At 70.4% G+C, this 14297-nt stretch carries 15 protein-coding genes; 7 read left to right on the forward strand and 8 right to left on the reverse strand.

Going from position 1 to position 14297, the window contains the following annotated elements:
• Window positions 1–39 precede the first annotated feature (39 nt).
• From hpaD to GVV77_RS04540, 4 genes are all read left to right on the forward strand, one after another.
• Window positions 40–1113 (forward strand): 3,4-dihydroxyphenylacetate 2,3-dioxygenase, encoded by a 1074-nt coding sequence (hpaD, locus tag GVV77_RS04525; RefSeq protein ID WP_159616751.1) that lies wholly within the window; start codon window positions 40–42, stop codon window positions 1111–1113.
• A 53-nt stretch (window positions 1114–1166) separates the two neighbouring features.
• Entirely contained in the window at window positions 1167–1952 is a 786-nt protein-coding gene (gene hpaH, locus GVV77_RS04530; RefSeq protein WP_159616753.1) for a 2-oxo-hept-4-ene-1,7-dioate hydratase, read from the forward strand.
• The gene (locus GVV77_RS04535; RefSeq protein WP_201293169.1) at window positions 1937–2749 is read left to right on the forward strand and encodes an HpcH/HpaI aldolase family protein; all 813 of its coding nucleotides are present in this window, start codon (window positions 1937–1939) and stop codon (window positions 2747–2749) included. The genes hpaH and GVV77_RS04535 overlap by 16 nt, the downstream gene beginning before the upstream one ends.
• Window positions 2750–2845: 96 nt before the next feature.
• Window positions 2846–3307, forward strand: coding sequence for a hypothetical protein (locus GVV77_RS04540; protein ID WP_159616755.1), 462 nt, complete (start codon window positions 2846–2848; stop codon window positions 3305–3307).
• Between the two features lie 32 nt (window positions 3308–3339).
• Here the strand turns inward: GVV77_RS04540 and GVV77_RS04545 are convergent, their stop codons facing one another.
• Together GVV77_RS04545 and GVV77_RS04550 are read right to left on the reverse strand one after the other, a co-directional pair.
• Window positions 3340–3963, reverse strand: coding sequence for a hypothetical protein (locus tag GVV77_RS04545; RefSeq protein WP_159616757.1), 624 nt, complete (start codon window positions 3961–3963; stop codon window positions 3340–3342).
• 126 nt (window positions 3964–4089) lie between these two features.
• On the reverse strand, window positions 4090–5949 hold the full coding sequence (locus GVV77_RS04550; RefSeq protein WP_246199638.1) for a S8 family serine peptidase: 1860 nt from the start codon (window positions 5947–5949) through the stop codon (window positions 4090–4092).
• 399 nt (window positions 5950–6348) lie between these two features.
• On the opposite strand from GVV77_RS04550, the gene GVV77_RS04555 reads away from it, so the two are divergent.
• The 3 genes from GVV77_RS04555 (at window position 6349) to GVV77_RS04565 (ending at window position 8347) form a co-directional block, all read left to right on the forward strand.
• Window positions 6349–6873 (forward strand): GNAT family N-acetyltransferase, encoded by a 525-nt coding sequence (locus tag GVV77_RS04555; protein WP_159616759.1) that lies wholly within the window; start codon window positions 6349–6351, stop codon window positions 6871–6873.
• Window positions 6874–6893: 20 nt separating this feature from the next.
• Entirely contained in the window at window positions 6894–7790 is an 897-nt protein-coding gene (locus tag GVV77_RS04560) for a phytanoyl-CoA dioxygenase family protein (protein WP_201293170.1), read from the forward strand.
• A gap of 113 nt (window positions 7791–7903) precedes the next feature.
• Window positions 7904–8347 (forward strand): aminoacyl-tRNA deacylase, encoded by a 444-nt coding sequence (locus GVV77_RS04565; protein ID WP_159616761.1) that lies wholly within the window; start codon window positions 7904–7906, stop codon window positions 8345–8347.
• Window positions 8348–8381: 34 nt separating this feature from the next.
• Here GVV77_RS04565 and GVV77_RS04570 read toward each other — a convergent pair whose 3' ends face one another.
• The 6 genes from GVV77_RS04570 to mihF all read right to left on the reverse strand — a co-directional run bounded on the left by GVV77_RS04570 (window position 8382) and on the right by mihF (window position 14268).
• A complete protein-coding gene (locus tag GVV77_RS04570) occupies window positions 8382–10490 on the reverse strand; it encodes a primosomal protein N' (RefSeq protein ID WP_159616763.1) in 2109 nt (702 codons plus the stop codon).
• 19 nt (window positions 10491–10509) lie between these two features.
• A complete protein-coding gene (metK, locus tag GVV77_RS04575; protein WP_159616765.1) occupies window positions 10510–11724 on the reverse strand; it encodes a methionine adenosyltransferase in 1215 nt (404 codons plus the stop codon).
• 63 nt (window positions 11725–11787) lie between these two features.
• On the reverse strand, window positions 11788–13008 hold the full coding sequence (gene coaBC / locus GVV77_RS04580; RefSeq protein ID WP_159616767.1) for a bifunctional phosphopantothenoylcysteine decarboxylase/phosphopantothenate--cysteine ligase CoaBC: 1221 nt from the start codon (window positions 13006–13008) through the stop codon (window positions 11788–11790).
• A 25-nt stretch (window positions 13009–13033) separates the two neighbouring features.
• The gene (gene rpoZ, locus GVV77_RS04585) at window positions 13034–13294 is read right to left on the reverse strand and encodes a DNA-directed RNA polymerase subunit omega (protein ID WP_120165450.1); all 261 of its coding nucleotides are present in this window, start codon (window positions 13292–13294) and stop codon (window positions 13034–13036) included.
• 57 nt (window positions 13295–13351) lie between these two features.
• Window positions 13352–13921 carry a guanylate kinase gene (gene gmk, locus GVV77_RS04590; protein ID WP_133402293.1) on the reverse strand — a complete coding sequence of 190 codons (570 nt, stop codon included), beginning with the start codon at window positions 13919–13921 and terminating at the stop codon, window positions 13352–13354.
• Between the two features lie 8 nt (window positions 13922–13929).
• Window positions 13930–14268 carry an integration host factor, actinobacterial type gene (gene mihF, locus GVV77_RS04595; RefSeq protein ID WP_159616769.1) on the reverse strand — a complete coding sequence of 113 codons (339 nt, stop codon included), beginning with the start codon at window positions 14266–14268 and terminating at the stop codon, window positions 13930–13932.
• Window positions 14269–14297: the final 29 nt, after the last annotated feature.

Genomic DNA, 14297 nt, shown 5'->3' on the forward strand with positions numbered 1-14297 from the left:
CAGCACCTCCCTCACCTGCCCGAAGAAGAGAGAACCCCAATGACCGACTTCGTTCCCACCCCCACCCTCCCGGCGCCCGACATTGTCCGCTGCGCCTACATGGAGATCGTCGTCACCGACCTCGCGAAGTCCCGGGAGTTCTACGTCGGCGTCCTCGGCCTCCATGTCACCGAGGAGGACGAGAGCACCATCTACCTGCGCTCGCTCGAGGAGTTCATCCACCACAACCTGGTCCTGCGGCAGGGGCCCGTGGCGGCCGTGGCCGCCTTCGCCTACCGGGTGAAGTCGCCCGCCGAGGTGGACGCCGCGGAGGCCTACTATCGGGAGCTGGGCTGCCGCACCGAGCGCCGCCCGGAAGGGTTCACCAAGGGGATCGGCGATTCGGTCCGCGTCGAGGACCCGCTCGGCTTCCCGTACGAATTCTTCTACGAGACCGAGCACGTCGAACGCCTCACCCAGCGCTACGACCTCTACTCCGCCGGGGAACTTGTGCGCCTCGATCACTTCAACCAGGTCACCCCCGATGTCCCCCGCGGCCGCAGATACCTTGAAGACCTCGGCTTCCGCGTCTCCGAGGACATCCAGGACTCGAACGGCGTCACCTACGCCGCCTGGCTGCACCGCAAGCAGACAGTCCACGACACCGCCCTGACCGGCGGCGACGGGCCCCGCATGCACCACGTCGCCTTCGCCACGCACGAGAAGCACAACATCATCCAGATCTGCGACAAGATGGGCGCCCTGCGGATCTCGGACCGGATCGAACGCGGGCCCGGCCGGCACGGGGTTTCCAACGCGTTCTACCTGTACATCCTTGACCCGGACGGGCACCGGATCGAGATCTACACCCAGGACTACTACACGGGCGATCCCGACAACCCCACGGTGACCTGGGATGTGCACGACAACCAGCGCCGCGACTGGTGGGGCAACCCCGTCGTCCCCAGCTGGTACACCGAGGCCTCCCTGGTGCTCGACCTCGACGGCAAGCCCCAGCCGGTCACCGCGCGCACCGATGCCTCCGAGATGGCTGTCACCGTGGGCGCCGACGGCTTCTCCTACACCCGTCAGGACGGCGAGGACAAGGGCTTCAAGGTCGGCGCCCAGCTCTGACCCCGGGGCCCGCCGAGGGCGCCTCCCCTTCCTGCTGCCGAACGGAGCACCCCATGTTGAATCCCGCCATCATCGAATCGATAGCCGACGAGCTGCTTGAAGCCGGACGGTCCCGCACCCCGGTCCCCCTGCTCACCGCCCGCTATCCCGCCATGACCGTCGAGGACTCCTACGCCGTCCAGCGCCTGTGGCGGCAGCGCAGCGAGGACGCAGGCCGCCGGCTGGTGGGCCGGAAGATCGGTCTCACCTCGAGGGCGATGCAGGCGGCCACGGGCATCACGGAGCCCGACTACGGCGCGATTTTCGATGACATGGTCTTCGAATCCGGGTGCTCGGTGCAGTGGGACCGGTACACCCGTCCCCGGGTGGAGGTCGAGCTGGCCTTCGTGCTCAAGACCGACCTCGCCGGCCCGGGCTGCACGATCATCGACGTCCTGAACGCGACCGACTACGTCGTGCCCGCCCTGGAGATCCTCGATTCCCGGATCGAGATGGAGGGACGCACGATCGTCGACACCATCGCGGACAACGCCGCGATGGGTGCCATGGTGCTCGGCGGCAATCCGGTGCGCCCGGGGGCGGTCGACCTGCGCTGGGTGGCCGCCATCCTCTACAAGAACCAGACAGTCGAGGAGACGGGCGTCGCCGCCGGCGTCCTGAACCATCCCGCAGCCGGGGTGCACTGGCTCGCCAATAAGATCGCCGCCCATGGGGAGGGCATGAGGGCCGGAGACACCATCCTCGCCGGCTCCTTTACCCGGCCGCTCTGGGTCGATCCCGGCGACACGATCCACGCCGACTACGGACCCCTGGGGAGCATCACATGCCGCTTCGAGTAGCACCCGACGCCACCTTCCGGGAGGCTCTGGCCGCCGCGGACCGCCCGCTGGCCGGCATGTGGGTCTGCTCCGGCAGCCCCCTGGTCGCCGAGATCTGCGCCGGGTCCGGCCTCGACTGGCTCCTGGTGGACGCCGAACACAGCCCCAACGGCCTCGAATCCATCCTCGCCCAGCTCCAGGCCGTCAACGGGTATCCGGTCACCACCCTGGTCCGCCCGCCGGTCAACGACACGGTGCTCATCAAGCAGTACCTTGACCTCGGCGTGCAGAACCTGCTCGTGCCGATGGTGAACACCGCCGCCGAGGCCGCCGCGGCCGTTGCCGCGACCCGCTACCCTCCGCACGGTGTGCGCGGGGTGGGCTCCGCCCTGGCCCGGGCCGCCCGGTGGAACCGGATCCCCGGCTACCTGGCGCGCGCGGGCGAAACCATCAGCGTCACCGTCCAGATCGAGTCCACGGCGGCGGTCGACGCCGTCGAGGACATCCTCGCCGTGGACGGGGTCGACGCCATCTTCCTCGGCCCCTCGGACCTCGCCGCGTCGATGGGGCACCTCGGGGAACAGGAACACCCGGACGTGCGCGGCGCCGTCGAGAAGTGCCTGCGCGCCGCCCGCGCCGCCGGCATGCCGGCCGGCGTCAACGCCTTCCGGCCGGAAACGGCCCGCGGCTACCTCGACGCCGGAGCCTCCTTTCTCCTCGTCGGGGCCGACGTCGCCCTCCTGGCCCGCGGTTCCGAGGCCCTGGCCGCCGAGTACACCGCGGGCGGCTCCACCGGCGGTGCGACCGCCGGCTACTGAGGCGGCGGCGGGGCTTCCTTCCACCCGCGCGCCCCGGTGCTACATTGGCTGCACGCAGCGGGTCACTGGGGATTCCCGCACGGTAAGGGGGAACCGGTGGGGGTAACGGGTGCCGCGCGTGCGGCTCAGGCAGGCGGACCGCCTCCGGGCCTGGTCCGCACCGAACCGCTGATCGGAATCCTTGTCCTGACGGTGGTGACCGGCTGGGAGACCCTCTGGATGCCGGCCCCGCTGACCGCCGGTGTCCTGGCCGCCATCTTCCTCGCGTTCGCGGCCCAGCTCCTCAATGCGACCCTCGACAACCTCCGCACCGCCGGGCGGTCGCGCTCGCGCCGGCCGCCGATGGCTCTCGGTGTGGCGGCTCTCCTCCTGCCCGCCCTGCTGGTCCTGCTCAGCAGCTACTCCCTGATCGTGAGGGACAACCTCTTCTCGCTCACCGGGCTCGCCGTCGGCGTCCTGCTGTTCTGGGCGGGCAGGATCTCCCTCGACGCCCTGCGGAGGGCGGGAAGCCCGGGGCGGACGCTGGTCGAACCGAACGGAGGCTCACGACAAACCTGACGGCGCCGCCCCAAAGAAGGGCTCCACCGGTCTCAGGCCGGGGCGGGGACCGCCTGCCGGGTGCGTTCAGCCAGCTGGAAGGCCGTGGCAACCAGGATTAGGAGAACTCCCACCGCGAGCCCGGGGAGCTCAACCGCCGGGCCCGTCAGTGCGATCCCTTCAACAGCGCCATCCGCGAGCGGCACGAGCAGCCCGAGGGAGTCCGCGACGGTGGTGGCGGCCATGGCCTCGAGGGATCCGGGGATCAGCGCGGCGAGGATCAGGGCAACCCCGCCGGCGCCCAGGGAGGACGAGACGGCCTTGGCGAAGGGGCGGAATCGAAGGAGGTGGTGGCTGAGCAGTGCGGCCGCGCCACAGACCGCAACGGCCGCTGCACAACGGATTCCCGCCGCCAGCGTCAGCATGGTCAGCGCGCCGATCGGAGGATCCTGCACGGTGATCGACGCGCTTTCATACTCTCCGGCAATGACGAGCGGGGTCTCCTCGGCGAATTCCGGGAAGCGACCGTTCACCAGCGGCACCGACCCGGTGAAGTCCCCCTGCCACAGCGAGGCCACCTGCACACCGGTGCCGATCACCACGCCGGCGGCAACCACCAGTGAGACGCAGAGTGCGCCCCAAAGCGTGCCTCGTTCGATCCGTGAAAACTTCCGCACCGCTGATTCCCCCATCGTGCTGGTCGTGGCCGCGCCCTGGCCTGAACGGCGCCTGAAGAGTCTACGTGCCGGCGGGGGCTTTCCCGGGGACCGACCGGCCGGGGGTTCCGGCCGGTCGGATGGCGCCTAGAGGGAGCCGGTGGTGAAGGTCCAGCTTGAGCCGGCCGACGGGTTTCCGGCCAGGTCCCGGATCCCCGTGGTGCCTCCGGTGAGCGTGGCGGTGTACCGCGTGTTCGCCGCCAGGGTGACTCCGGGATTGAGGATCCACTGGTTCGTGGTGCCGTTCCGTGTGACGGTCGCCGAGACCGCTGCGCCCGTCGCCGTGTTCTTCAGCCGGAACGTAGTGGTCCCCGCACCCTGGATCGGCTCGCTGAAGGTGGCCCCGATGTTCGCGACGCGCTTGACCCCGACGGCGTTGATGCCCGGGATGCGGGCAGTGACGGTGGGGGCGGGCCCGGCGGTGAAAACCCACGTCGAGGCCGCAAACGGATTGCCGGCGGCGTCCCGGATGGCGGTGATGCCACCGGTGAGTGTCGCCGTGTACTTCCGGTCGGCCACCAGGTTCGAGACCGGATTCAGCACCGCCGTGCGGGTCGTGGCGTTGTAGGACACCGCTGCCGGAACCACGGCCCCCGCGGCGTCCCTCAGCACGAAGGTCCCGGCCGCAACGCCAAGGACGGCCTCACCGAAGGTCACCGAAAGGTTGTTCGCCACCGGAACGCTGACGGCGTTGATGCCCGGGGTGCGCGCCGTGACGGCGGGAGCGACGGCGTCGGAGTACAGCAGCCGGTTGGGCGTGCCGGTGGTCGCACCGGTGATGCGCCCGGGGGTTGAACTGCTGATCAACGACGCCGATACCTGGGCGGGGGTGAGTGCGGGGTTCCGTGAAAGCAACAGGGCCGCGGCGCCGGCGGCAAGCGGGGCCGCCATCGAGGTGCCGCTTTTGAAGACGCCTGCGGTCGACGAGCTGTGCGAGGCGGAGAGGATGTCCACCCCCGGTGCGTACAGGTCGACGCAGCTGCCGTAGTTGGAGAAGTACGCCTGGGCGTCCGTACGGTCGCTCGCGGCGATGGTCAGGGCGGCCTGCACCCTCGCCGGCGAGGAGCGGCAGGCGTCCGCCGTAGAGTTCCCGGCGGCGACGACCGCGGTCACGCCGTCGTTGATGACTCCCTGCAGGGCCGCGTCAACGGTCGTGCTGACTCCGCCGCCGAGGCTGAGGTTGGCCACCGCTGGGGTGCCCGCCGGGTGGTGGGCGGCGACCCAGTCAAGCCCCGCCACCACGTCGGAGGTGTAGCCGGAACCGGCACAGTCGAGCACCCGCACCGGGATGATGGTCGCGGCCTTGGCGACACCGTAGGTGGTTCCCGCGACGGTTCCGGCAACATGAGTCCCGTGTCCGTTGCAGTCCCCGTCGCCCGGCCCGTCCGTCACGGCGCTCCAGCCGGGTGCGACGCGGGTGCCGAAGCCGGTGTGCGAACCCAGCACGCCTGTATCGATGACATAGGCGCTCACGCCCGCACCGGTTGCTGAAGCCGAGTACGTTCCGGACAGCGGAAGGGCCCGCTGGTCGATGCGGTCGAGGCCCCACGGGGCGGAGTACTGCGTGGCTGAGATTCCAACCGGTGCGTCCACCTCAACGGCGGCGACCCCGGCCTTCCGCTCGAGTGCGGCGGCCTGGCCCGGGGTCGCGGTCACGACCGCAGCCCGCACCGCGGCCGAGAAGGTGCGTCCGACGCCTATTCCCCGCGAGCGCAGCTCCCGCGCCTGCGCGGCGACATCGGAGCCGGGAGTGAACCGGACAAGGTACCGGGTCGAGGTGCCGTCCCGCTCGGCGCCGGCGGGACCGGGGGGAGCCGGGGCGGGGTCGGCCGGAGCGGCTGGCGGCGGGGGCGCCGGCAGTGCCTGGGCCGGCGCCGTCGATGACAGCAGGACCGGGACCACCAGGGCAGCGGTCAGCACGGACCGAAGGGGGGAAGTGATGAGCAAGGGGTCTCCAGAGGGTACCGGTAGGCAGGGCGGGCTGCGCAGGTGTTGGGGTGCCGTTGTCCGGCCGGCTGCCGGGCCGCACCTCCGTTGGGCACTGTTGGGTGTCGTGCGAGGCCGGCCTCGGTCGTGGCGGGAGTCGGTCCGGAACCGGCGTGTGGGTACCGGGTTGCAGTGCCACCCCTGTTCCGGGCCATGCTCCGGTGGCTCTGCCGATGTCTCAACTGGCTACAGATTGCTCATGCTTCACATCTGACCCACCTGAGGCTACGGAGCCCCAGACTGGTCTGTCTACTACTTTTTTGCCTCCGGAACCGGGCTGCACGCCCGGCCGGCGCCCTGGCCTCCGCGGCGGCCGGAGCTCCCGCTGCCCGCCCCGGGCCAAAGTGGCAGACTTGAGGAATGCTCACCTACTCCACGGACCGCCTGACACTGCGGAACTGGACGGAGGAGGACGCCGGCTTTGTCCTCGACCTCTATTCGCGCCATGAGGTCCAGCGCTTCATCGGCCGGACACCGCGTCTCATGGCGGACCCGGCGGAAGCGCGCGATCGCATCGAGGCCTGGGGGCGCCGGGACGACGGGATGCATGGGATCTGGGCGGTGGAGGCGAAGGAAAGCCGGCGGCTGGCCGGGGTGCTCTTGCTCAAGCCGATCCCCCTGTCCGCCGGAGTACTGGACCCGGGCGGCGAGACCGAAATCGGGTGGCACTTCCACCCGGACTCCTGGGGCCGGGGCTACGCAGCCGAGGCGGCATCCACCGTACTGCAGCATGGGTTCGCGCAGGGTCTGCAGCGGGTTGTCGCGGTCACGCATCCCCAGAACTTTCGCTCACAGCGGGTGTGCGGGAGGATCGGAATGCGGCACCTCGGGGTGTCCACGAGATACTACGACACCGCCTGCGAACTCTTCGCTGCCTCCGCCTGACGGATAAGATTGAGGCTTTCATGCCAAAGCAGTCAATGGAAAAGGACCTCATGACAAACCTTGCCAACAGCGTTGAGCCGCTGGACATCCCGATCCCCGACGGAGCCGGTGCGGAAGTGGTGGCCGCCGTGACCGGGCTCTACACGGACGGGATCATCGCCCGGAAGGGCGCTTTCTCCCGGGAGTGGGCGCAGCGGATGGCCGAAGACATCGACGTCGCCTTTCAGGAGGCCATCTCCCGGCCGGGCGGCGCCGTCGGCCGGGGACCGAACCGCCACTACGTGGAGATCCACCCCGAGCAGATGAAGGGCTGGCTCGAGCTTGTCGACCACCCCTGGGTGCGGATGGTCTGCGAGTCGGTGCTCGGCCCGGATTACCAGTTCGTCGAGCTCGGCTTCGACATCCCCGGCGCCGGCGCCGTCAACCAGCCGTGGCACCGGGACTTCCCCATGCCGGAGGAAACCCGGGTGGGCGGGCGCCTGACCTCGCTCGCCTTCAACCTTACGGCCGTTGACACCGAGCAGGACATGGGGCCTTTCGAGGTGGCCCCCACCACCCAGTGGGATCTGCCGGAGGGGTTCGACCACGAGATGTTCCCCCCGAAGTCGGCCTACGGCCGCTACGAAGCGCTGGCGCAGCGGAAGTACCCGAAGATGGGAGACGTGTCCGCCCGTTCGGCGCTGACCATCCACCGGGGCACCCAGAACTTCTCACAGAAGTCACGGCCGGTCCTGGTGCTCGGGGTCGATGCCCCCGGCGCAGGCAATGCAGAGCACCACGACATGGCCGTCACCCGGAAGTTCTACGACTCGCTCCCCGAGCGCGTCCGGAACCACCTGAGCTGCCCGATCGTGGACGAGCTGACGCCTATCACTCAGAAGCACTCGATCGAAGGCCTGATGATGGGTGATGCCTAGGCGCCGGAGCGCCTGAGCCCGAACCGGCGGCGCGCCGCCCGGGCAGTCGGACATAAGCCCGGCGGGATCGCGAAGCTGCGGATCCCGCCGGGCAGCAGAAGGAGGAGTGCCAGGTGAGAACGGGACGGGAACGGGTGGAGGCCGACGCGGCCGCACGGGGCATCTCCGTCGAATTCGTGGAGCGCACGCACGCCGCCGAGCTCGGGCTCGACCGGGCCGACTTCGTGAAATCGATGCTGGTCAAGCGCCACAACGGCACCTTCCTCTTCGCGCTGGTCCCCCTGGACCGGCAGATCGCCTGGCCGAAGCTTCGGGCGGTGGTGGGCGTCAACAAGCTCCTGCTCCCCGACGCCTCGGTGGCCCTTGCCGTGACCGGGTACGAACGTGGCACTATCACCCCGCTCGGCAGCACTCCGGCGTGGCCGGTGTTCGCCGACGAACGGATCACTGGCCGGCGGATCGGGATGGGCAGCGGCGAACACGGTGTCGGGGCAGTGGTGGACGCCGATCAGCTCATCTCGGGCCTGCAGGCCACGGTCGCCGACATCTCGGCCTGAGGCGGCGCCCCCGGCACACCGGACCCGCCCGCGGCTACAGCAGGTCCAGCGCGTCGCAGCGGATGGACACGGGCTCGGTGGTGCGCCGGGCCGAGAGCACCGCGCGGCGGGTGCGCAGCGCCCCGACCGCCGCGGCGGCTCCCCGGTAGCTGAAGAACAGGAGCAGCCGGCTCGCTCCGTCCCCGGCGAGGTGGCCCGGATCCCGTTCGGCGGCCCGCCAGGGCGGCGGCGGTGCCGGCACCGGTCCGACGGTGCGCAGGAACAGGTCCGGGTCGATTCCCTCCATGAAGGCCGCCAGTGCCTCCCGGCTTCCGGTCAGGGCCGCGTAGCGGACGGCCGGCGGAAGGCCCAGTTCGTGGCGCAGCGCCGCCTCGCGGGCCGCCGCTCCCATCGGATCCCACCGCACGAGGTGCCCCGCGGTCGTGTCGTCGTCGGCGGAAACGACCACCAGGCCACCCTTGCCGGCCGGACGGGCCAGCACGGCGGCCGAGAACCAGCGCCGGAGGGTGTCCTCACCGGTCCGCATCGATTCCCTGCTGAGCATGGCCGTGCCGTCGAGCAGGATGACCGCGGCGTAGCCGCCCTCGGCGACCGGCTCGGCCCCGGGGGTGGCGATGACCACCGCCGGGGTGTCCGGCACGGTATCGACGATGTGCTCGCCGGCCGAGGAGACGACGGCGGTTCCGGGGAAGGCCCGGCCCAGCTCCTCGGCGGTGCGGGTGGCGCCGACCACGGTGGCCCGGATCGCGGTGCCCCCGCAGGTGGGGCAGTGCCAGTTCGGGTCGGGGCGCCCGCACCACCGGCAGCCCAGGATGCCTCCGCGGCTCTGCTGGGCCAGCGGGCCGGTGCAGTGCCGGCAGCGGGCCGGCTGACGGCAGGTGGCGCAGGCGGTCGCCGGGGAGAACCCGGTGCGGGCCACCTGGAGCAGCACCGGGCCCCGGGTGAGCCCGTCCTGGGCCGCCCGCCAGGCGGCCGAGGGGATCCGTGCCTGCGCGGCGAGGGGGTCGCGTTCGAGCTGGAAGGCGTCGGTGGCGTGCTGGACGCGCGGGACGCGGCGGCGGATCTCGGAGCGTTCGGCGTGGATGGACCGCGCCCACCCCGTCTCGACGAGCCGGTGTGCCTCGGTGCTGCGCGAGATCGAGGCGATCAGCGCCGCCGTCCCCTCCTGTTCGGCGCGCAGCAGCAGCACCTCGCGGGCGTGCTGGTAGGGCGCCCGCTGCTCGAAGTGGAGGTCGTCGCCGTCATCCCACAGCACCACCAGGCCGAGGTCCCGCACCGGCGCGTAGGCGGCCGACCGGGTGCCGACGGCTACCCGGGCCTGCCCGTGCAGCAGGCGCAGGAAATTGCGGTAGCGCGGTGTCGGGCCGTCCTCGGCCGTCATACGGGCCACCGCCTCGTCACCCAGCCGGCGCACCAGCGCCGCCTCCGCCCGGGCAAGGTCGCGCTGGTCGGGAACGACGACGACGGCGCCCCGGCCGCTGGTGACCACCGCGGCCACCGCGTCGGCGATCTCCTCCGGCCAGGACTGCGGTCCGTACCCGCCGACCGTTGTGAGCACCGCACGCGGGGACTCCCCGGCCGCGAGGTGAAGCAGGAACGCCTCCCCGTGCACGTACCGGCTGTAGCTCCCCGAGCCGGCGGAGCGGGCGGAAACCACCGTAGGCAGCTGCACCGGTCCCGCGGCCGGAGCCGGCACGCCGTCGAACTCCTTCTCCACGCGCGCCGCCCGCGGAGGCACCGCCGCCCGCAGGACGTCGCTGACCGACCCGGCGAACCGCGCGGCCACCGCCCGGGCCAGCTCCAGGACGGCTGGGGTCAGGACCGGGTGGGAGGAGACCACCTTCGCCAGGGGAAGCAGCGTGGCCTTCGCCTCAGAGGACGGGATACGGCCGGCGATGTACCCGGTGTGCTCCCGCCCGGCGAACCGGACCTTCACCCGTGCGCCGGGCACCGCCTCGCCGTCGAGTTCCTCCGGAACGTAGTAGTCGAAGACCCGGTCGAGGTGCGGCAGCGGGGATTCAAGGATCACCTGCGCCACCGGGTTAATCTTCGCCGCGCCGGGGCTGCCCGGGGGCAGGCGCGGCGCGCCGAAGCCATGGAGCAGTGACAGCTGCCCGCCGTCGGCGCCCGTGCTGGTGGTCATGGGAAAATTATGCCGCCGATCAGGCGTTGAAGTAGCTCCGCAGCTTGTCGACGCGGTCGGTCAGCTCCCAGTTGAACCCTTCGTCCTCGCGGCCGAAGTGCCCGTGGGCCGCGGTCTTCTGGTAGATGGGACGCTTCAGGTCGAGGGCGTTGATGATGCCGAGCGGGCGCAGGTCGAAGATCTCCCGGATCGCCTTGCCGATCGCCAGGGGGTCGACTGTCTCGGTGCCGAAGGTCTCCACGTAGATCCCGACCGGATGCGCCATGCCGATGGCGTAGGCAACCTGGATTTCGGCCCGGCGGGCCAGACCTGCGGCCACGACGTTCTTGGCGACCCAGCGCATGGCGTAGGCGGCGGAGCGGTCGACCTTCGAGGGGTCCTTGCCGCTGAACGCTCCCCCGCCGTGCCGGGCGCTTCCGCCGTAGGTGTCGACGATGATCTTACGGCCGGTCAGGCCGGCGTCCCCGACCGGACCGCCGATGACGAAGGCGCCACCCGGGTTGAGGATGTGCCGCACGGAGGAGGCGTCAAGGTCGGAGGTTTCGAGGACCGGATCGATGACATGGGTGACGAGGTCCGCGCGCAGCTCGTCGAGGGAGACCTCGGCGGCGTGCTGGGAGGAGATGACGACGGAGTCGACCGAGACCGGGGTGTCGCCGTCGTAGCCGATGGTGACCTGGGTCTTGCCGTCGGGCCGCAGGTAGGGAAGCGTGCCGTCCTTACGCACGGCCGTCAGCTGCTCCGAGAGCCGGTGAGCCAGCCAGATTGGTGCGGGCATGAGCACGGGGGTCTCATCGCTGGCGTAGCCGAACATGATCCCCTGATCGCCGGCGCCCTGGGCGTCATAGGGATCGAGGCCCTTGCCTTCGCGCACCTCGAGGGAGTGGAAGACCCCGGAGGCGATCTCCGGGGACTGCTGGCCGATGGAGACCGAGACGCCGCACCGGGCGCCGTCGAACCCGTTGGCCGAGGAGTCGTAGCCGATCCCGAGGATGGTGTTGCGCACGATCTCGGGGATCTCGACATACGCCTCGGTGGTGACCTCGCCGGCGACATGGACCAGGCCGGTGGTGACCAGTGTCTCCACGGCCACCCGGGCGTCAGGGTCCGCCTGGAGCATGGCATCGAGGATGGCGTCGCTGATCTGGTCGCAGATTTTGTCGGGGTGGCCCTCGGTGACCGATTCGGAGCTGAAAAGCCGCAGCGCGGCGGGATTGGGGCTGGCAGGATTCACGTGCTCACTCTACTTGGTTCGGGTGCGTAAGGTGCGGGCGGCGTCATCGGGAACCGCGCGGGTTCAGGCGTTCAGCACCGCCGCGGCGCGGGCGAGGACCGCCTCGGCGACCTCGCGTTTGCTGCCGGAGACCGGCTCCGGTTCGCTGCCGTCCGCCGCCAGGATGAGCGCGGCGCTGGTGTCGGAGCCAAAGACAAGGTCCCGGCCCACGACGTTGAGAACCAGCAGGTCACAGCCCTTGCGTTTGAGCTTCAGCTGGGCGTGCGTCAGCGGGTCCGTGTCCGGGTCGCCCGTCTCGGCGGCGAATCCCACGATCACCGCAGGGCTCCCCGAGTCGGCGCGCCGCAGCACGCTTTCGGCGAGGATGTCGGGATTGCGCACCAGCTGGAGCACGGGCTCGGCGGCGTCGTCGCTCTTCTTGATCTTCGACTCCGCCACCTCCGCGGGGCGGAAGTCGGCGACGGCGGCCGCCATGATGAGCACGTCGGAGTCGGCGAGGGAGGCAAGCACGGCGCCGCGCAGCTCAAGGGCGGTCTCGACGCGCGTCAGGCGCACCCCGGCCGGGGCCGGCACCTCGACGGCGGCGGCGATCAGGTTCACCGACGCGCCGGCGGCCAGCGCCGCCTCGGCCAGGGCCATCCCCTGTTTGCCGGAGGACCGGTTGCCGAGGAAGCGGACCGGGTCGAGCGGCTCGCGGGTTCCGCCCGCGGTGATGGTGACGGTGCGTCCGGCCAGCGGGCCGGCGGCGGCACCCGTGCGGCTGCGGTGGAAGGCGAGGGCGGCGGCGAAGATGTCGGCCGGCTCGGGAAGCCGTCCGGGCCCGGAGTCGGACCCGGTCAGGCGCCCGGTGGCCGGCTCCATCACGTGGACTCCGCGGGAGCGCAGGAGGGCAACGTTCGCGGTGGTCGCGGGGTGCCGCCACATCTCGGTATGCATGGCCGGGGCCATAAACACCGGCCCGGAGGCCATCAGCAGTGTGCCCGTGAGGAGGTCGTTGGCAAGGCCGGCGGCGGCGCGGGCGAGGATGTCCGCGGTGGCCGGGGCGACCACGATCAGGTCGGCCTCGTGCCCGAGCCGGACGTGGTTCACCTTCTCCACGTCGTCGAAGACGCTGTTGCTCACGGAGCGCCCGGAAAGGGCCTCCCAGGTCGCGGCGCCGACGAACTTCGTGGCGTTGTCCGTCGGGATGACTGTGACTTCGTGGCCTGCCTCGGTAAAGAGGCGGAGGAGGGATGCGGCCTTGTACGCCGCGATCCCTCCTCCAACGCCGAGGACTACCCTCACGTTCGGATCCTGCCCGTCGGGGCCGTTACTCGGCCTGCTCCATGGGGGCGGCGACGAGCATTCCCTCGTCGATCTCGCGCAGGGCGATGGAGAGCGGCTTCTCGTTCAGCCGGGTGTCGACCAGGGGGCCGACGTACTCGAAGAGGCCCTCGTGGAGCTGGGAGTAGTAGGCGTTGATCTGGCGGGCGCGCTTGGCACCGTAGATAACCAGGGCGTACTTCGAGTCCGATGCCTCAAGGAGCGAATCGATCGGCGGGTTGATGATGCCTTCGGGCTGTGTTGACACGGAATATCTCCAAAAGATAGGCGTTACTTGAGCTGTTACTTATTTCTGGCCTGCGCTTTAGCGCTGCAGGGGGCGCAGTCCCATCAGCGAAACAAGCTCGTCAGCCGCGTGTTCGACACTGTCGTTGACCACGGTGTGGTCAAACTCCGGTTCGGCGGCAAGCTCCAGTTTAGCTGTTTCCAGCCGATGCTGCTGTTCCTCGGTGCTTTCGGTGCCCCGGCCGATCAGCCGGCGGACCAATTCCTCCCAGGTGGGTGGGGCCAGGAACACGAAATTTGCCTCGGGCATCGTCTCCTTGACCTGCCGGGCGCCCTGCAGGTCGATCTCCAGGAGCACGCATCGGCCCTCGTCCATGGCCTCCTGCACGGTGCTGCGCAGCGTGCCGTACCGGTTGCGTCCGTGCACCACGGCCCACTCGAGCAGCTGGCCGTCGGCGACCAGGGCGTCGAACTCCTCCGGGGAGACGAAGAAGTAGTGGATCCCGTGGACCTCGCCGGGGCGCGGGGGCCGGGTGGTGGCCGACACCGACAGCCACACGTCGGGATAGTTGTCCCGGATGTAGGTGGAGACGGTTCCCTTGCCCACGGCCGTAGGCCCGGCCAGTACTGTCAGCCGCGGCTTCGACACGTAGTTCCTCACTTCCTGGCGGAGCCAGGGTTCGAATCGTTCAAATGGTCAATGAGCGCTTTGCGCTGGTGGACTCCCAGCCCGCGCACGCGGCGGGTAGGGGCTATGCCGACGGCGCTCATGATGGCCGCCGCCCGTACGTCGCCCACGCCCGGGAGGGCCTTGAGCAGGTCGAGGACCTTCAGCCGCCCCACCGCCTCGTCATCGGTGCTGCTCTCGATGACTTCCGCTACTGAGACTTTACCTGCTTTGAGGCTTGACTTTATTTCCGCGCGGGCCGCCCGCGCGGCGGTGGCCTTCTTCCGTGCCTGAGTTCGTTCGACGTCCGTCAAAGGCTTCAGGCTCACAAGTGCTCCCTGCATTGGACGGCCCCGGT

Source organism: Arthrobacter zhaoguopingii (assembly GCF_009828605.1).
Classification (GTDB): Bacteria; Actinomycetota; Actinomycetes; order Actinomycetales; family Micrococcaceae; genus Arthrobacter_D; species Arthrobacter_D zhaoguopingii.